The following is an 18,131-nucleotide window of genomic DNA, read 5'->3' on the forward strand; positions in this document are numbered from 1 at the left end:
GAGAAAGGGGCCCGCTGTGGCCGCCGAACCGTTCGAAGCCAGCGTCACCGAAGCCGAGATCGCGGATCTGCGTGACCGGTTGCGCCGGACGCGGTGGCCCGATCCCGAGCCGGTGGACGACTGGTCGCAGGGGTTGCCGCTGGCCTACGCGCAGGAGCTGTGCCGCAGCTGGGCCGAGGACTACGACTTCGGGTTCGCCGCGCGGCTGAACGTCTTCCCGCAGTACCGCGACACCGTCGACGGGCTGGGCGTCCACTTCCTGCACGTCCGCTCGCCGGAGCCGGGCGCGTTCCCGCTGGTGCTCACGCACGGGTGGCCGGGTTCGGTGCTCGAGTTCCTGGACGTCCTCGGCCCGCTGACCGACCCCCGCGCGCACGGCGGGGACCCGGCGGACGCGTTCCACGTCGTCGCGCCGTCGCTGCCCGGCTACGGCTGGAGCGACAAGCCGTCGACGACCGGCTGGGGCGTCAAGCGCATCGCGCGCGCCTGGGACACGTTGATGGTGTCGCTGGGCTACGAGCGGTACGGCGCGCAGGGCGGCGACTGGGGTTCGGCGGTGTCCGGCGCGCTGGGCGAGGTGGCGCCCGAGCGGGTCGCCGGCGTGCACGTGAACCTGGGGTCCGTCGCGCTGGGGACGTTCGACGACCCGACGCCCGCGGAGCGCGTGAACCTCGCGGCCGCGAAGGAGTTCCAGCGCACCGGCCGGGGGTATTCGGGACAGCAGGCGACCCGGCCGCAGACGCTCGGTTACGGCCTCACCGACTCCCCCGCGGGCCAGGCCGCCTGGATCGCCGAGAAGTTCCGGGCCTGGACGGACAACAACGGCCACGCCGAGGACGCGGTGTCGCGGCAGCAGATCCTCGACGAGATCTCGGTCTACTGGTTCACCGCGTCGGCCACGTCGTCGGCGCGCCTGTACTGGGAAAGCTTCGCCGACTTCCGGGACACGGTCACCGCGCCGTCCGGGGTGTCGGTCTACCCGCGCGACATCACGGTCCCGTCGCGCCGGGAGGCCGAGCGGCGGTTCACCGACCTGCGCTGGTTCGAGGAGCTGCCGCGAGGTGGCCACTTCGCCGCGATGGAGCAGCCGGAGTCGCTGGTCGAGCAGGTGCGCGGGTTCTTCCGCCTCTTCCGCTGACGCCACGGGAAGCCCGCGCGGTCCCGTGCAACCGTGCGGCCGGCCCCTTCCGTCCCTGAAGCGTGCCCATGCGAAGACGGCCCGCCGTGGCCGGCGTCCTGCTCCTCCTCGCCGCCGCCACGGCGTGCGGCCGCGCCGAACCGGGGTCCGGAGACCTTCCGGCGCTGTGCTCCCCCGGCTACGAACCCCGGGAACTCGTCGACCGCCCCCTCCAGGTGGCGCTTCCCAGCCTCTCCGGCCGCACCCCGGCCGAAGCCCGCACCACCGACGCGGCGGCGATCAAGAAGATCGCCGCCGCCGCGTGCTCCCTGCCGGCCCCGCCTGCGGACATCGCCTGCACCCTCGAACTCGGACCGAGCTACGAACTCCGCTTCCTCGACACCCAGAACCGGACCACGACTCTCACCTCCGCAAGTTTCGGTTGCCAGTTCGTCGAAGGGCCGGGCCTCCACCGGTACGACGCGAAGCCCCTCTGGGACGCCCTGGCCGCCGCCGGTCTCCCCGCGCCGCAGCCTCGCTAGCGCCCGTCGGGAGCTCACCACCTGTAACGGCCTCGCCACCGCTTGCGACCTACGAAGACCAACGCAGCGAGGAGTGATCGATGGCCGTCGAGGTAAGTACCAGCCGCAGCTACGAAGACAAGTATCCGAACGGCGAGCACTTCGAAGCCTCGCGGCCGGAAGGGATCCTCTACGTGTACGGCGGCAAGGACCCCCAGGGCGACGACAAGGTCCTCGCCATCTACGCGCCGGGGAACTGGCAGTCCGTGAAGATCACGGAGGGCAAGGAGAAGTGAGCGTCCGCCGGAGTTCGTCGAGCCACGCGGTCATCTGCGTGCTCAGGTCGTCTCCGGTGCGGGCGTCGACGTTGTCCGCGTGCAGTTCCAGCACGGGGATCCCCGCGGCGCGCAGGGCGCGGGTGGTGAAGTAGCCGCCGCGGGCGTCGTCGGAGACCAGGTGCACGACGCCGTCGACGCCGTGGTGCCGCGCTTCCTTGACGTACCACCCGGCCGACCACGGCGGCGTGTAGAGCTGGTCGCTGAAAGCGGCGAAGCGGGCGGCGAGGGCGCGCAGCGGGTCGTCGCCGTAGCGCAGGTAGCCGTCCGCGGCGATGGCGAGGTACATCGACCAGACGAAGACCGCGCCGTGTGAGCGCTGGAACCGCTGGTAGAACTCGAGGTCGAACCACAGGCCGCGGCCGATCCACATCAAGCGCAGCCGCTCGTCCGGGCACGCCGCGACGCCGGCGTCGATCCTCTCGCGCACCTCGTCGTGGAACGCGCGGGCGGCGTCACGGGCCCACTCGGTGCCGCGGTGCCACTGGGGCACCATGACGCTCGGGATGCCGTCGGTGACGGCGATCGGGCACGGCCGGGCGGCGGCGATCAGGTCGCGGGTGCGGCGGTTCCACTCCTGCTGCTCGTTGACCAGCGCCATGACTTCCCGGAACCGGGTTTCGGAGAACACCCGGCCGGTGGTCTGCTCCAGGAACCGGATCAGGCCGGTCAGCTCGCCGGTCAGCAGGTCGAGCCGGTCGCTCCCGATGGCCTCCTCCCAGCGGTGCGGCATCAGCTCCCACCACCGCTCGGGCACCGCGTTCTCCGCCGCGCTCTCCAGCGGGTAGTACGTGACGCCGGGCTGCGCGTCCCAGACGTCGAAGATCTTCCGGGACGCGTCGCCGGTCGTCTCGCCGAGCACGATCGACGGCTTCGGCAGACCACCCCACGGGGCCTGGCCGGGATCGTCCTCGAACGCCGACGCGAGCGACGTGGCGCTGTACTGCTCGATGTAATCGGGGTAACCGCGCTCGCGCAGCAGGCCGAGGTAACGCTGCGTCTGGCGTTTCGCCGCGACGATCGAGGCCCACCACTGGTTGACGACGTACGGGATGCCCATCGCGCGGAAGATCTCCTGGGGCGCGTCCGCGTTGACGAGCGCCAGCGGTGCACCGGCGGCGACGTCGTCGCGCATCCCGGCGAACCACTCGCGCTGGTAGCCGGTCGCAGTGGTCGCGGAGGCCAGCCGGCCGGTCATCCCGCGACCCCGGCCGGCAGGAGCGCCGCGAGGGCGTCGCCGGTCAGCTCGCCGTACGGTTGCCGTTCCGCCGCCACCGCCCGCAGTCCGGTGGCGGCCCGTTGCGCCGGGAAGTCCCACGGTGGGGCGTCGTCGTGGACGCGCGCGTAGGAGAACAGGACTTCCGCGTCGCAGGCCCGGGCGGCCGCGGCCGTGTGGGCGGCGCGCTGCCGGATGGACGCGCGGGGCGCGGCCGGGCCGTTGTGCTGGTAACGCTCGGCGAGCGCGAGTTCCGTCGGCGCCGCGCACGTGCGCGCGAAGAGCAGCTCACCCCAGTCGTGGTCCTCCCCCACGACGAGGAAACCGTTGTCTTCCAACGTTTTGTAGACGCCGGGGTCGTCGTGGGAGCTGCCGGTGAGGAACAGCCGCATCCCCTCGACCTGGGGCGAGCCGGCGGCCACGCGGTCGGCGAGCGCGGTGGCCGCCGTGACCGGCAGCCTGGTGGTCGCGGCGACCAGGGTGAGGAACTCGGTGCCGCTCAGCCGGTTCGCCCGGCGCAAAACAGCGCAGCGGCCGAGCGACCGCCGCAGGGTGTCGTGCGCGGTGATCGCCGCGGCGAGGTCGTCGTCGCCGATGGGCCGCCACCGGCCGAGCCATTCGCGCAGCTGGGCGATCTTCGCGTGGACGTACCGGGTGGTCGTGTGGTGCGGCAGGTGCAGGACGTCCACCAGGCGCACCGGCGGCAGCCGCAGCTCCGGCTCGACCCGGTGCAGCTCGCGCAAGGCGTAGAACAGGCGCAGCGAGGCTTCGCAGTCACGGGAGACGACGACGGCTTCGAGCGGCCCGTAGCCGCCGGTGAGGATCCGCGTCAGGATCGACCGGGCGACCGGATCCACGCCGCGGCCGAGGTAGCGGTCGCCAAGCGTGCTGTCCTCGCCCGGCTTCCCGGCCAGCCGCAGCGGCAGCAGCCCCGCCGCGGTGATCAGCTCGACCGGGACGTCGGCCCCGACGTACCCCACCGCGGGCAGCCCGGCGCTCAAATCACCGCCTCCGCCACCAGGTCCGCCAGCTGCTGTTCGGTGTAGCCGAGCAGCTCGCGGTAGACGTGCTCGTTGTGCTCGCCGAGCGCGGGCGCGGGCCGGTCCAGGGCGACGCGGGCGGCGGAGAACCGGATCGGCACGCCGGTCCCGGCCAGGTCGGCGACCGCGCCGTGCTGCGGGTGCCGCAGCGGCACGACTTCTTCGCGCGCCAGGACCAGCGGGTCCCGGACCGCCTCGCGCGGCTCGCGGACCTCGGCCGCGGGCACCCCTTCGGCGGTGAACGCGGCGAGGATCTCGGCGAGCGGCCGCACCCGGCACCACTCGCGGATGAGGTCGTGCAGCTCGTCGGCGGCACGCACGCGCTGGTCCCGCGTGCGGTAGCGGTCGTCCTCGGCCAGGTCCGGCCGGCCGATCGCCCGGAGCACGCCGTGGGCGAACGCGTCGGTCGGCGCGCAGAGCGCGAGGTAGCCGTCGAGAGCGGGCAGGATCCCGAACGGCGCCAGCCGCGGCACCATCGAGCCGGTGCGCTGGGGCAGGCCGACCGCGTCGAAGGCGTCGAACGGCTCGCACGCGACGAGCGAGGTCAGCGCGCCGAGCATCGACACGTCCACGCGCTGGCCCTCGCCGGTGTGCTCGGCCTGCAGCAACGCGGACACCGTGCCGACCACGGCGAACAGCGGGGCCAGGAGGTCACCGATCGGCAGGCCGAACCGGACCGGGCCCTCGTCGGGCTCCCCGGCGGTCATCATCACCCCGCTCAGCGCCTGGATGATCGAGTCCATCGCCTTGCCCGAGCCCGGGCCGCCCTGGGCGCCGAACCCGCTGATCGAGGTGTAGACGAGCCGCGGGTTGATCTCCCGGACGCTCTCGTAGGAGATGCCGAGCCGCTCGGTGACGCCCGGGCTGTAGTTCTCCACCAGCACGTCGGCGTCGCGGACGAGGTCGGTGAACACGGCCCGGGAGCGCGGGTTCTTCAGGTCGAGGGTGACGCTGAGCTTGTTGCGCCCGCGCAGCAGCATCGACACCGACAGGTCGTCGTCGTGGCGGCGGGCCAGGTTCAGGCCGTCGCGGCCGACGTAGGGCGCGTTGTTGCGCGACGAGTCGCCGCCGGTGGCCGGGTTCTCGACCTTGATCACGGTGGCCCCGAGCCCGGCGAGCAGCAGCGTCGCGTACGGCCCGGCGAGCGCGGTGGTCAGATCGACGACGACGCGGCCGGCCAGTGGCTGGTCGGTCATGTGGCAGCTCCCTCGGAGAGATCGACGAGCACTTCGGGGCCGCGGGTGGTGAACCGGCCGTTGAGGCCCGCGCCGCGGGTGATGTCCTCGACGTACTTCGCCACGGCTTCGCCTTCCGGGGTGCCGCCGACCGGCACCGGACGGCCCTGGTCGTCGACCCGGCAGGGCACGAAACCGGCTTCGTGCAGCCCGGTCTCGTCGAAGCGGCAGAAGGCGATGGCGGTGTTGCGGCTTTCGGGGTGGAACGGGAAGAACGGCATGTCCGGGTCGGGCGCGAAGCCGTAGAGCTTCGTCCGGCGTTCGGCCCACGCGCGGAGTTCGTCGGCCCCCACGCCCGCGCCCGGCGTCAGCGCGTGGGTGACCGTGACGAAGTTGCCGAGCCCGTGGAACACCGGCCGTCCTTTGTAGACCTCGATGCCGCGCATGATGTGCGAGTGGTGGGAGAACACCGCGTCGGCCCCGGCGTCGACCGCGGCGCGGGCGACCGGGCTCTCGTACATCGCGACCACGACCGGGGTGTGCCCGACGCCCTTGTGCAGCGACACGAGCACGATGTCGGCCTCCGCGCGCAGCCGGCGCACGTCGTCGGCCATCGCCTCCAGGCTGTCAGGATCGGCGAAGGTGTAGACCTTCGGCGGGCCGCCCGGGCTCGCGTGGTCGAGTTCGTAGTGGGTCAGCACGTGCACGTACGCGCAGCCGGGCTTGCGGGAGGCGGCCCAGGAGTCGCGCGGGCCGACGCAGTTGTAGGACAGCACGCCGATCCGCAGGCCGCCCCGCTTCACGATCGCCGGGCGCCGGGCCCGCGCGAGGTCCGGCCCGGCGCCGGCCGTCAGCAGGCCCGCCGCGCGGGAGTAGGCGATCGTGTCGGCCAGTCCCCCGTCGCCGGCGTCGCAGACGTGGTTGCCCGCCAGGGTGACCACCGCGAAACCCGCCTCGGCCACCGCCTTCAGCGCCATCGGGTCCGCCGGCGGCGCGGGGACGTCGGTGCTGCTCTGCACCGACGTCGTCGAGTGGGGTACCTCGATGTGCCCGATCGCCAGGTCCAGCTCCCGCAGCACCGGCGCGGCGGGCGCGAGGAAGAACTCCGGATCCGGTTCGTCCAGGATGAGGTCGCCGACGGCGCCGACAGTGATCACGAAACACCCTCCTCGTGGGACAGATGACGGGACAGGAAGGCACGCAACCGGTCGGTCCGGGGCCGGGTGAACAGCTCCTCCGGCGGCCCTTCCTCGACGATCCGGCCGGCCTCCATGAACACGCACCGGTCGGCCACTTCGCGCGCGAACGCCATCTCGTGGGTGACGACCACCATCGTGGTGCCCGCCGCCGCGAGGTCCCGCAGCACGGCCAGGACCTCGTCGACCAGCTCCGGGTCGAGTGCGCTGGTCGGTTCGTCGAACAGCATGATCCGCGGCCGCACCAGCACGGCCCGCGCGATCGCGACCCGCTGCTGCTGCCCGCCCGAGAGCTGCCGCGGGTAGTGCTCCTCCCGGCCGGCCAGGCCGATGCGCGCCAGCAGCTCGCGCGCCTCACCCTCCACAGTGGACCGATCGCGGCGGTGCACGCGGATCGCCGCGTCGGTGACGTTGCGCAGCACGGTGAACTGCGGGAAGAGGTTGAACTGCTGGAAGACCATGCCCATCCGACGCCGCTGGGCGGCGATCCGCCGCTCACTCAGCGGGCGCAGGCCGCCGGGCGAGCGCCGGTGGCCGAGCAGCTCGCCGTCGAGGTACATCGCGCCGCCGTCGACGGACTCCAGCTGGTGGGCGCAGCGGACGAGCGTCGACTTGCCCGAGCCCGACGGCCCGATGACCACGACGGTCTCGCCTTCGCGGACGTCGAGGCTGACCCCCGCCAGCGCGTCCACCGTGCCGAACCGCTTGCGGACGTCGCCGATCCGCAGCACCGGGGCGCTCACCGGGCACTCCGGTGACCACGGGAGAACCGGCGTTCCAGCCGGCGTTGCCCGGCCGTCAGGACGGTGACCACGACCAGGTACCAGAAGCAGGCGACCAGCAGCATCGGCACGATCTCGTAGGTGCGGTTGTAGATCACCTGCACCGAGTGCAGCAGGTCCGACATCGCGATGACCGACACCAGCGCGGTGCCCTTGAGCACGTTGATGAACTGGCTGCCCGCGGGCGGGATGATCACGCGCATCGCCTGCGGCAGCACGATCCGCAGCAGCGTCTGCCCCGGCGGGTAGCCCATCGCGCGGGCCGCGTCGCGCTGGCCGGGATCGACCGACGACACCCCCGCGCGGAAGATCTCCGCGAGGTAGGCCGATTCGACCAGCGACAGGCCGATCACCGCGGCGGTCACCGGCGTGATCACCGCGTTGGCGTCCCAGCTGCCGAAGACCGGGCCGAACGGGATGCCGATCGAGAGCCGCGGCAGCAGGTAGGCGAGGTTGAACCAGAAGATCAGCTGCACCAGCGGCGGGATGCCGCGGAACAGGCCCACCCACAGCGTCGCCACCCACCGGGCGGGGCCGAACCCGCTGAGCTGCATCGCCGCGACCACCCCGCCGGCCAGCGACCCGAGCACCATCGCCGCGATCGCGAGCACCACCGTGGTGCCCAGCCCCGCCAGGACGCTCTTCTCGAAGAGGTACTTCGCCACGACGTCCCACTGGAACCGGGAGTTGCCGACCAGGAAGACGGCCAGCTGCGCCGCGAGCACCGCGAGCACGAGCACGAACAGCCAGCGCAGCGGCCGGAAGCGGCCGCGCGCGGACGCGACGTCGTCTTGGGCCGCGGCCGTCTCCGCCACAGTGGACATCGCGGTCATTTCGCGGACGCCGCGTCGAACAGCGGCTGCGGGACCGTGACGTCGGCCAGGGCCCACTTCTGCATGATCCGGGTGTAGGTGCCGTTGCGGAACAGCTCCTCGAACGCCTTCTGCAGCACCGGGCCGAGCTTCCCGGCCTTCGGGGTGTACAGCGCGAGGTTGTCCGTCGTGGCGCCCTGCTCCTCGGTCTGCGTCACGTACTCGTACTGCCCCTTCTGCTGTTCGGTCACGTCGATCGCCGCGGCCTGGGTCATGCCGGCGGCCTCGACCCGGCCGGACTTCGCGGCCAGCAGGATGGCGTTGGTGTCGTCGAGCCCGATCACCTGCACCCCCGGCCGCTGTTCGCGCTCACAGAACGCGGACAGCTTCGCGAGCTGGCCTTCCACCACGCTGGCGGTGACCACGGCGACGCGCTTGCCGCACAGGTCGGCGGTCTGCTTGATGCCGGCGGCGGACCCCTCGGGCACCACGTAGGCGGTGCGCGTGGTCATCCAGGTGACGGTGTCGAACTGCTTCTCGCGCTCGGCGGTGGCCTTGACGGGCCCGTTGAAGGCGTCGTACCGGCCGCTGAGCATGCCCTGCAGCGCGGCCGGGAGCCCGGCGACGATGGTGGTTTCCGTGCGCACGCCCAGGATCTGGCCGAGCGCCTGCTGGAAGTCGGGGTCGATGCCGGTGACGGCCTTGCCGTCCGGCCCGACGGTGCGGTACGGCGGGTGGGAGTCCCCGGCGAACCGGAGCACCCCCGCGTCCTTGATCGCCTGCGGCAGCTGGTCGTGCAACGCCGCGACGACGGTGAGCGCGGCCGCGGAGGGCGCGGGCGCCGCCCCGTCGTCGACCGTGCAGCCGGCCAGGACGAGTCCCGCGGCGGCGGCCACGGCGAGCGGGCTTCGACGCCATTGACGAAGTGAGGAACCCATGTCGTTTCTTCCTGAGGAAGGCCGTCCGAACCGGGCGGCGCGAGAACCCGAGGGGAGATTGGTTGCTATCTGGGCGCCGATCGTCGCATGATGTGTCGTGTGATTCAACCCCTCGATTCGGACACCGGTCCGGGACTGCCACCATGGACACCGGCGGCGGGCGACCCCGGCCGATCGCCGGCCCGAACCCCGGAAGAGGCGAGCGCGCGATGACGACGGGCCCGCTGCCCCGCTCCCAGCAGGGAGCCGAACCGCAGCTCCTCCTGACGTCCCTGCTCGGCGACTTCTGGTACTGGCGCGACGAGCACATCCCCTCGGCCGCCCTGGTGGAGCTGCTCGGCGAGTTCGACATCAGCGCGGCCAGCGCGCGGGCCGCGATCCGCCGCCTCGCCGCGCGCGGCCTGCTCACCGTGTCGCGGAGCGGGCGGACCACGGCGTACGGCATTCCCGCCCGCACGTCCGAGGTGATCATCGAGCGCACCCACCGGATGCTGACCTTCGGCACGACCGCGCCGGAGTGGGACGGGCAGTGGACGGTCGTCACCTTCTCCGTGCCGGAGCAGGACCGCGGGCTCCGCACCGCACTCCGGTCACGGCTGCGGGTCCTGCGGTTCGCCGCCCTCTACGACGGCGTGTGGGTCAGCCCGCACGACCTGGCCGCCCCCGCGCTCGCCGCGCTGCGCGAACTCGGCCTCCGCAGCGCGACGGTCTTCCGCGCCACCGAGGTCCCCGGCGACGCCGGCAGCCCGGTCGCGGCGTTCGACCTCGAGCCCCTCGCCCGGGAGTACGAGCAGTTCGTCGAGCGGTACGAACGGGTGCTCACCGGCCTCGATGCCGGTCTGGTCAGCCCGGCGCAGGCGTTGCGCACCCGCACCGAGCTGCGCGTGGACTGGCGCCGGTTCCCGGAGACCGACCCCGACCTGCCCGCCGAGCTGCTGCCCGCCGGCTGGGCGCGCGACCGGGCCCAGAAGGTGTTCCTGCAGATCTACGACCGGCTCGGGCCGCTCGCCGAGCTCCGGTTCCGGCAGGTGCTGGCGGCCACCGACCCGGCGCTGGCCGACTTCGCCGCCCACCACGACTCGGTGAAGGTGGCCGCGCTGTTCGCCGGCCTGGGCGACCACCACGCGGCAGGCGACACGCCGTTCGAACAGGCCGCGCAGGCGCGTCGGCTGGACGAAGCGGGCCACCAGTAAGCGGCACTTGCCGAGCCGGACGTCCCGGGACGTGCGTCAAGGATCAACGACGTCGGGCCGCAGCGCGTCACCCAGTGCCCGGGCCGGCGCGTGCGGGCCGGGGTATCCACCGCCACAACGCGCCCGCCGCCGCGAAGCCGACCAGGCCGCTCGCCACGATTCCGGCGCCGAGGCCGGCCAGCGCGGTCACCGCGGACAGGATGAGCGGGCCGGCGCCGGCGCCGATGTCCGCGAGCTCGTTCCAGATGCCGATGTGCGTCGGCCGTCCGACCGGCGGCGACACGTCGGCGCCGAGCGTCATCACGATGCCCGACCCGATGCCGTTGCCGAAGCCCATCACCATGGCCACCACCACCAGCGCCACCGCGCCGCCCGCGAACGGCATGACGACGAAGGAGACGCCCAGCACGAGTGTCGCGGGCACGGCCACCCACCGCCGCCCGTGGCGGTCCATCACCTTGCCGGCCGGGTAGAACGTCAGCGCGTCGATGGCACCGGCGACGCCGTAGACGATCGAGCTGGCGGTCGGCGACAGCCCGATGTGCGCCGCCCACAACGGCACCACGGTCTGGCGGGTCTGCCGGATCGCCGACAGCAGCAGGATCCCGACGCCCAGCGTCGCGTACACCCGCCACCGCTGCCGGAGCATCCCCCGCGTCGTGGCGGCGGCCGCGTCCACCCGCTCGCCGGTGGTGACCTCCAGGTCGGGCACCCGGAACACCAGGACGGCCGCCGCCACGATCGCGGCCAGGCTCACGTAGTACGCCCCCGGCAGCCCGGCGACCTGCATCGCCCCGGCCCCGGCGAACGGCCCGAGGAACACGCCCACGCGGATGCTCCCGCCCAGCGTCGACAACGCCCTGGCGCGCATGTGCGCCGGGACGATCTCGGTCAGGTACGACTGGCGGGCCAGGCTGTAGACCGCGCTCGCCGCCCCGATCAGCAGGATCCCGCAGCCGTAGAGCAGCAGCGACGCCGGTCCGCGGCCCAGATCGACCAGGCAGGTCACGACGCCCGCGACCATGACGGCCGACGCCAGGAGCATCGACCGGCGCTCGCCGATCCGGGTCGCCAGCATCCCGGCCGGGATGTTCGCGACCAGTGACCCGACGCCGAGCAACGCGGCGATCAGCGCGGCCGTCGAGGTGCTCGCCCCGCGGTCGATCGCGCTCAGCACGACGACCGGCAGCACGGCCCCTTCGGACAGTCCGAACAGGACCGCCGGCCCGTACGCCGCCGCGGCGACCGAGCGCAGGCGGAAGTCCTCAACCATTTCCGGCCATCATGCGTGACCGACGCGGGCGCCCGGAGCCGGGAGTGATCAATGTCGCTTCGTGAATTCGTGCGTTGACCAGGGCGCCTCGAACCGGCGAGAGCCCGGCACCTCGCGGGCGCCGGGCTCCCCCGTGGTCACGGGCAGGTCGGCGCCGGCTCCGCGGCGGACGACCCGGCCGACGTCAGCTGGGCCAGGCCGCGGCCGCCGAGACCGAGGACGGCCTGGGTGGTCGCGCGCACGACATTGTCGGCGTTGTAGCCGGTGGCGTCGTAGGCGATCGCGCCGCGGTTCGCGGCGACGCCCGCGCAGCCGACCTGCAAGCCGGTGAGGAACGTCTTCGCCTTTTGAGCCGCGGCGAGCCGCAGGCCCGCGCGGAACGCCTGTCCGGCCAGGCCGGTCGTGTTGGCGTTCGGCGCGACCGCCGGGTCACCGGTGCCGACCGAGATCCCGCCGTTCGCCTGCTGCTTCCCGGCCAGCCAGGTCAGGCCCTGCTGCGCCTTGCCGGGCCGGCCGGTCGCCTGCAGCGCCTGGGCGGCCATCGCCGTCGAGTCGGTGTCGCTGACGCAGGGCGTCACGCCGAAGTCGAGGGGGAAACCGCCGTCCGCGCACTGCGTCCCGGCGAGGAAGCTCACCGCGGACGCGGGTGCGCCGCCCGGCGTCCGGTCGAGGGCGATGAGCGCGAGCGACTGGCTGAAGGCGTTGCTGTAGTCCCCGTACTGCGACTTGTCCGAGAACCGCCCGGACGGCGCCAGCAGCGCGCGCAGCCGGGTGGGCAGGTCGGCGCCGCCGAAGGTGGCCGGGTTCTGGCCGCGGACCTCGGCGGCCAGCGTCGCCTTCGCGGTGGCGCCGGCGTAGGACTCGGTGACGCCGTCGCCGACGTAACCGGCGAGGTTCGTGGCCACGTAGGTGGTCGCGCGGCCGGCGGCGGTGTTCGCGACGCCGGCGGACGCGAAGGCGAGGATGCCGTCGATCGTCAGGCCGGTGTCCGGATAGGACACTCCGCCGAAGACGGTTTCGAGGTGGTCGCCGCCGGTCAGCTGTCTGGCGAGCCAGCCGGCGGCGACGTCGGCGCTGTGCTGCGCCGGGGTCGTGGCGGACGCCGTCGCCGGGATCAGGAGTGCGGCGGCGGTGACGACTGCGGCGAGCTGACGGAGTTTCACGGTTTCTGCCTTTCCGGGATTCGTTCGGGGAGTTCGGCGAAGGTCGGGGCGACGCCGTAGGAGGCCTTGCGCGAGGCCCGCCGCAACGTGGCGAGCACCGCGGGGCCGAGCACGACGATCGCCACGGTGTTGGTGATCGCGCGGCCGGTGTCCCAGCCCGCGGTCGACGTCAGCAGCGTGAACACGGCGAAGCGGTGCAGGTTCTCCCACACCGGATCCCCGGCCACGTACGAGATGTGCCCGTCGTGGTACGGGACTTCGGCACCGGTGATGAACGGCCAGAACCACAGGTTCATCAGGAAGCCGAACAGGTACGCGACGACGATGCCGTAGCCGATCAGCATCGCGATCTCGGCCTTGCCCGTCACGCGACGCGGCAGCAGCCCGGCACCCATCCCGATCCACGCCGAGCACAGCATCTGGAACGGCAGCCACGGCCCGACACCGGCGGTCAGCAGGGCCGAGGCGAACAACGACGTGCAGCCGAGCACGAACCCGAACCCGGCGCCGAACACGCGTCCGGCCAGGACGAGCACGAAGAACACCGTCTCGATCCCGGCCGTGCCCGCACCCAGCGGCCGCAGCGCGGCGTTGACCGCGGAGAGCACACCGAGCATCGCGAGGGCCTTCGCGTCCATGCCGCCCTCGGACAGCTCGGCGAGCACGATGGCGATCAGGATGGGCAGGATGCCGAAGAAGATGAACGGCGCGTCCGGGCCGTGCTGCATGCTCTGCGGCGCCACCCGCACCAGCAACGGCCAGACGAACATCATCAGCCCGGCCAGCGACGCGAGCCCGAGCACGACGGCCGAGCGCGGGCCGACGCGCATGGCCTGGTCGGCGCGCCCCCACACACGGATCCGCGTCATGAGACCGCCGCCTCGACCTCGGCGACGGTCAGCCAGCCGCCGCCGAGGATCTTGGCCACCTGCGTCGCGAACGCCGGCGATCCGCCGAGCACCTCCGCGGTGGCGCCGTCCGCGACGATCTCACCCTCGGCCATGACCACGACCCGATCGGCGACCGTCGCGACGAACTCGACGTCGTGCGTCGCCACGACCACCGCGCACCCCTCGGCGGTCATCGCGGCGATCATCCCCGCCAGCGCCGCCTTGGCCGGGTAGTCGAGCCCGCGGGTCGGCTCGTCGAGCAGCATGATCGACGGCGACGCGGACAGCTGCACCGCCAGCACCAGCGCGAGCCGTTGTCCTTCGGACAGGTCCCGCGGGTGCCGCCCGGGGTCGATCCCGGGGGTGAGCCGGTCGAGCAGTCCCCGGCAGGAGCCGGGCTCGGCACCGGTCTCGGCATCGGCCGCGGCGCATTCGGCGGCGACGGACTCGAGGTAGAGCAGGTCGCTCGCGGTCTGCGGAACGAGCCCGACGACCTTGCGCGCCTTCGCGCTCGGCAGCTCCCCCGGATCGACCCCGGCGGCACGGACCTTCCCGCCCTGCCGCGGCCCGGAACCCTGCAAAGCCCACAGCAACGACGACTTCCCCGAGCCGTTGCGGCCCATCATCGCGACCACCCGGCCGGGGTGCAGGTCGAGATCGAGCCCGCGGACCGCGACCACCGGCCCGTACCGGACGACCACGCCGGAGGCGGTCAGCACCGGTTCCGCCGGCTCGGCCCCGGCCGGCTCCGGGCGCGAGCCGAGGCGCTCGCGCAGCGGGCGGGCGACCCGGCGGGCGTCGCGCACGGACATCGGCAGCGGGTCCCAGCCGGCGAGCCGGCCGAGCCGCACGATCGGCGGCGCGATGGGCGTGGTGCGCAGGATCTCCGGCGGGGTGCCGTCGGTGACGCTGCCGTCGCCCGGGACGTAGAGCATCCGGTCGGCGAACGGGATCACCCGTTCCATCCGGTGCTCGGCCAGCACGACCGTGGTGCCGAGGTCCTGCACCAGCCGCGCGAGCGTCGCGAGGACCTCCTCGGCCGCGATCGGGTCGAGGGCCGACGTCGGCTCGTCGAGCACGAGGACCTTCGGGTGCATGGTCAGCACCGAGCCGACGGCGACGCGTTGCTGCTGCCCGCCCGAGAGTGTCCTCAGTGGACGGCGGCGCAGTTCGGCGATGCCGAGCAGGTCGAGAGTCTCTTCGACGCGGCGGCGCATCACCTGCGGGGCCAGGCCGAGCTGTTCCATGCCGTAGGCGAGTTCGTCCTCGACGACGTCGGTGACGAACCCGGCCAGCGGATCCTGTCCGACGACGCCGACGAGGTGCGCGAACTCCCGCGGCGGCCGGTCCCGCGTCACGGCGTCCCCGACCGACACCGTGCCTTCGAGGTGGCCGCCGGTGAAGTGCGGGACCAGGCCGTTGAACGTGCCCAGCAGCGTCGACTTGCCCGAGCCGGTCCGCCCGGCGACGAGCACCAGCTCGCCCTCCCCGATCGACAGCGACACGTCGGCGAGGACGGGTTCCGGTTGCCCGTGGTACCAGAAGGAAACGCGGTCCAGCTCGATCATGCGGGGACTTTCTCGGTCTCGGGCACCGGTTCCGCCTCGAACGGCAGCGCGGGCGGCGGAGTCAGGAACGCGGGCAGGACGCCGAGGAGCACGCCGGCGAGCGGCACCCAGGACAGCAGCGGCCAGGACAGCGTGCTCAGCGACGGGTTGAGGTTCGTCGGGTCCACACTCGACGTCGTGAACAACGCCACGGCCACCGCGGCACCGCTCGCGGCGGTGACGAACTCGGCCGGGTGCCAGCGATCCGGCCGGTAGCGGGTGCGCCGCACGCGCGTGCCGGCGGTCCGGAAGCCGATCAGGCCGAGCACGAGCCCGCCCACCAGGAACGGCGTGGCGAGGAACCGCGGGGTCGAGCCGTCGAGCGTCGCGTAGACCCCGACGCAGACGCCGATCAGGCCGGTGATCATCAGTACGCCGGTAAGCAGCCGGGCGCGGGCCCGCACCACCCCGGCGCGGCCGTAGCCGCGGGAGTCCATCGAGGACGCGAGCTGCAGCGACCGGTCGAGCGCGTCCTCCAGCACCGGGATGACGACCGCGTGCAGCGCCCGGAACCGGCGTCCCTTCGCGCCGCCGCGCAGCTTCCGCGCCCGGTGGACGCGCTGGACGCTCTCGGCCAGCTGCGGGAACACCGACAGCGCGACGATCACGGCCGTGCCGACCTCGTAGAGCGCCGGTGGCATCGCCTTGAGCAGCCGTTTCGGGTTGGCCAGGGCGTTGGCCGCGCCGAGGCAGAGCACCATCGTGGCCAGCCGGAGCCCGTCGTAGAGCCCGCCCAAGACGGACTCGGCGGAGACGTCGCCGAGCAGCCGGATGCCCGCGGCCCACGCGGGCAGCGGGATTTCGGGCAGGCGCAGGATGATCGTCGAGCCTTCGGCGCCGCCGAAGACGATCCGGAAGAACACCCGCACTCCGATGATGACCGCGGCGAGGTAGGCGTACATCCGGAACGCCATGGCCCACGGCGCGTCCGCGCGCCGCGCGATGACGACGTGACAGAGCACCGCGACGATCGTCAGCAGCAGCCACGGGTTCGTCGTCCGGCTCGCCGCCACCGCCAGCCCGAGCGCCCACACCCACCACGCGGCGGGGTGCAGATCACGCGGCAGGAACCAGGAAGCGAGCATCAGCTGTCCCGGGCGCGTTTGCGACGCCGCGCGGTGAACCACGCCGCGGCGGCGAGCAGCACGACCGCCGCGCCGGCCACCCAGGGCGCGTAGTCACTCGCCCCGGCCTGCTCCTTGATCGCCTGGTCGACGTCGGCAGCCTGCTCGCCGCCGGTGAACGCGACGTTGCCGGCCGGATCCGCGGCCTGCTGGCCACCCCCGCCGGGCCGCGGCTTGGGCGGCGGCGGCGGACGGCCGCTCGTGCCGGGCTGGTCCGGTTGTCCCGGCGGCCCGGCCGTGGTGGCCTGCGTTCCCGAAGGCGGCGCGGCCGGGGCGGTCGTGGCGCCGGGCTGCTTTTCGTTGATGTCGTCGGATGTCGGCGCCGGCTCCGCCGCGGTGACGCACGGCCCGGCGGTGCCGGGCCGGACCGCGGCGATGCGCGGCACCGGGTTCGAGTCGGCCGTCGCGTTCAGCGAGAACGACCAGCCCTCGAAGCCGCCCGCGGTGAAGTCGCGGTTCTTCACGCCCCACTGGCTGTACTCCCACGCGCAGTTGTTCCCGGCGTGCCAGTACGACCAGTAGCCCGCCGCGGGCGGCGTGTCGACGCAGGTCTCCTTGTAGTGCTCGTTGCCCTTGACCGGGATCTCCTCGACCGCGGACGGCCGGTTCTCGATGCGGCAGATGAACGCCTCGCCCCACCGCTGGACCCCGGCGACCTGGAAACCCGCGTTCTTCAGCGCGTCCAGGCCGGTGCCACGGCCGGTCTGCGGGTCGCAGCGCACGATCGTCGTGCCGCCCAGCTGCTGGAAGTCGAGCACGACGGTGACCCCGGCGCCGTCGGTGCAGAACCCGGGATGACCCTTGCCCTGGTCGACGGCGTGCGCGACGCCCGGGGCGAGGGCGGCCGTCAGCACCGCGACGGCCGCACCCGCGAAGATCCGCCTCACTGCACCGTCAGGGTCGCCGTCGAGTACACCGTGCCGCCGGTGCCGACCGCCTTGATCGTGTACGTGTAGGTCCCCTTGGCCGTCGGCGTGATCGTCTTCGTCCCGCCCGGCACGGCCAGCGACCCCGACCAGGCGCCGCCGCCGGTGGCCGGGGTGACGGACTGCGCGGTGAGCGTCGTGGAGTTGGTGGACGTCCAGGTCAGGGTGGTGCTCTGGCCCAGGGTGATCTTGTGGTCGAGGTCGTCGGCCGACAGGCTCACGGTCGGGTTGCTCGCGTTGACGGCCGGGTTGAGCGGGGTCACCCGCGGCACCGGGTTCGAGCCGGCGGACCGGTTGAGGGAGAACGACCAGCCTTCGAAACCACCGGGGACGACGTTGCGGTTGAGCGCGCCGTAGCTGCTGTAGGTCCAGGTCGAGGTGGCGCCGGTGGCGTTCCAGTACGACCAGTACGCGGCGCCCGGCGGCGTCCGCACGCAGGCTTCCTTGTAGGTCGGGTTGCCCGAGACCGGGATCGACTCGGTCGCCGAGGGCCGGCCTTCCAGCCGGCACACGAACCCGAGCCCCCACTGCGCGACACCGGCGACGGCGATCCCCGCGTCCTGCAGGGCCTGGATGCCGGTGCGGTCCGTGCCGGGAGCGGCGTTCGGCGAGCAGCGGGTGATCGTCGGCGCGGCGGTGCCGCCGTTGCCGTTGAGTTCCTGGAAGTCGACGACGACGGTGACGCCGCTCAGCGCGTCGTTGCCGGTGCAGATGCCGGTGTAGCCCTTGGTCGGGTCGACGGCCGACGCCGGCGTCGCCGACGACACGACGAGACCGGCCATGACGGCGAGACCGGCCAGCAGCGAAGGAAGACGTCTCATGG

18 protein-coding genes are annotated in these 18,131 nt (G+C 73.0%); 4 read left to right on the plus strand and 14 right to left on the minus strand.

Annotated elements, in window-relative coordinates:
* Positions 1-16: 16 nt before the first annotated feature.
* From OG570_RS37585 to OG570_RS37595, 3 genes are all read left to right on the plus strand, one after another.
* Positions 17-1,138: an epoxide hydrolase family protein gene (locus OG570_RS37585; protein ID WP_326953589.1), complete on the plus strand. Its 1,122-nt coding sequence runs from the start codon at positions 17-19 to the stop codon at positions 1,136-1,138.
* 68 nt (positions 1,139-1,206) lie between these two features.
* Positions 1,207-1,659, plus strand: coding sequence for a hypothetical protein (locus OG570_RS37590; protein WP_326953590.1), 453 nt, complete (start codon positions 1,207-1,209; stop codon positions 1,657-1,659).
* An 80-nt stretch (positions 1,660-1,739) separates the two neighbouring features.
* Entirely contained in the window at positions 1,740-1,934 is a 195-nt protein-coding gene (locus tag OG570_RS37595) for a hypothetical protein (protein ID WP_326949266.1), read from the plus strand.
* Here the strand turns inward: OG570_RS37595 and OG570_RS37600 are convergent.
* From OG570_RS37600 to OG570_RS37630, 7 genes are read right to left on the minus strand one after another with little or no spacing between them, the layout of a single operon-like run.
* A complete protein-coding gene (locus tag OG570_RS37600) occupies positions 1,912-3,171 on the minus strand; it encodes a 2-hydroxyacyl-CoA dehydratase family protein (RefSeq protein WP_326953591.1) in 1,260 nt (419 codons plus the stop codon). The two genes, OG570_RS37595 and OG570_RS37600, sit on opposite strands and share 23 nt — an antisense overlap.
* A complete protein-coding gene (locus OG570_RS37605; RefSeq protein WP_326953592.1) occupies positions 3,168-4,190 on the minus strand; it encodes a 2-hydroxyacyl-CoA dehydratase family protein in 1,023 nt (340 codons plus the stop codon). The genes OG570_RS37600 and OG570_RS37605 overlap by 4 nt, the downstream gene beginning before the upstream one ends.
* Positions 4,187-5,425, minus strand: coding sequence for a CaiB/BaiF CoA transferase family protein (locus OG570_RS37610; RefSeq protein ID WP_326949263.1), 1,239 nt, complete (start codon positions 5,423-5,425; stop codon positions 4,187-4,189). The genes OG570_RS37605 and OG570_RS37610 overlap by 4 nt, the downstream gene beginning before the upstream one ends.
* Positions 5,422-6,561, minus strand: coding sequence for a CapA family protein (locus OG570_RS37615; protein WP_326953593.1), 1,140 nt, complete (start codon positions 6,559-6,561; stop codon positions 5,422-5,424). Before OG570_RS37615 ends, OG570_RS37610 begins: the two co-directional genes overlap by 4 nt.
* Positions 6,558-7,343: an amino acid ABC transporter ATP-binding protein gene (locus tag OG570_RS37620; protein WP_326953594.1), complete on the minus strand. Its 786-nt coding sequence runs from the start codon at positions 7,341-7,343 to the stop codon at positions 6,558-6,560. The genes OG570_RS37615 and OG570_RS37620 overlap by 4 nt, the downstream gene beginning before the upstream one ends.
* Positions 7,340-8,206, minus strand: coding sequence for an amino acid ABC transporter permease (locus OG570_RS37625; protein ID WP_326949260.1), 867 nt, complete (start codon positions 8,204-8,206; stop codon positions 7,340-7,342). Before OG570_RS37625 ends, OG570_RS37620 begins: the two co-directional genes overlap by 4 nt.
* Before the next feature lie 5 nt (positions 8,207-8,211).
* A complete protein-coding gene (locus OG570_RS37630) occupies positions 8,212-9,132 on the minus strand; it encodes a transporter substrate-binding domain-containing protein (protein ID WP_326953595.1) in 921 nt (306 codons plus the stop codon).
* A gap of 209 nt (positions 9,133-9,341) precedes the next feature.
* Here OG570_RS37630 and OG570_RS37635 point away from each other — a divergent pair, with 209 nt between their 5' ends.
* Entirely contained in the window at positions 9,342-10,325 is a 984-nt protein-coding gene (locus OG570_RS37635) for a PaaX family transcriptional regulator (RefSeq protein WP_326953596.1), read from the plus strand.
* Positions 10,326-10,392: 67 nt separating this feature from the next.
* On the opposite strand, the gene OG570_RS37640 is transcribed toward OG570_RS37635, so the two are convergent.
* From OG570_RS37640 to OG570_RS37670, 7 genes are all read right to left on the minus strand, one after another.
* A complete protein-coding gene (locus tag OG570_RS37640; protein ID WP_326953597.1) occupies positions 10,393-11,598 on the minus strand; it encodes an MFS transporter in 1,206 nt (401 codons plus the stop codon).
* A 137-nt stretch (positions 11,599-11,735) separates the two neighbouring features.
* The gene (locus OG570_RS37645; RefSeq protein WP_326953598.1) at positions 11,736-12,761 is read right to left on the minus strand and encodes a prenyltransferase/squalene oxidase repeat-containing protein; all 1,026 of its coding nucleotides are present in this window, start codon (positions 12,759-12,761) and stop codon (positions 11,736-11,738) included.
* Positions 12,758-13,630 (minus strand): ECF transporter S component, encoded by an 873-nt coding sequence (locus OG570_RS37650; RefSeq protein ID WP_326953599.1) that lies wholly within the window; start codon positions 13,628-13,630, stop codon positions 12,758-12,760. Before OG570_RS37650 ends, OG570_RS37645 begins: the two co-directional genes overlap by 4 nt.
* Entirely contained in the window at positions 13,627-15,219 is a 1,593-nt protein-coding gene (locus tag OG570_RS37655; RefSeq protein WP_326953600.1) for an ABC transporter ATP-binding protein, read from the minus strand. Before OG570_RS37655 ends, OG570_RS37650 begins: the two co-directional genes overlap by 4 nt.
* Complete coding sequence (locus OG570_RS37660) at positions 15,216-16,343, minus strand: energy-coupling factor transporter transmembrane component T (protein WP_326953601.1); 1,128 nt, start codon at positions 16,341-16,343, stop codon at positions 15,216-15,218. The genes OG570_RS37655 and OG570_RS37660 overlap by 4 nt, the downstream gene beginning before the upstream one ends.
* Positions 16,343-17,269, minus strand: a complete 927-nt coding sequence (locus tag OG570_RS37665; protein WP_326953602.1) for an ABC transporter substrate-binding protein — start codon at positions 17,267-17,269, stop codon at positions 16,343-16,345. The genes OG570_RS37660 and OG570_RS37665 overlap by 1 nt, the downstream gene beginning before the upstream one ends.
* The gene (locus OG570_RS37670; protein WP_326953603.1) at positions 17,266-18,129 is read right to left on the minus strand and encodes an ABC transporter substrate-binding protein; all 864 of its coding nucleotides are present in this window, start codon (positions 18,127-18,129) and stop codon (positions 17,266-17,268) included. Before OG570_RS37670 ends, OG570_RS37665 begins: the two co-directional genes overlap by 4 nt.
* Positions 18,130-18,131 lie beyond the last annotated feature (2 nt).

The sequence above is a fragment of the Amycolatopsis sp. NBC_01286 genome (assembly GCF_035982555.1).
GTDB lineage: Bacteria > Actinomycetota > Actinomycetes > Mycobacteriales > Pseudonocardiaceae > Amycolatopsis.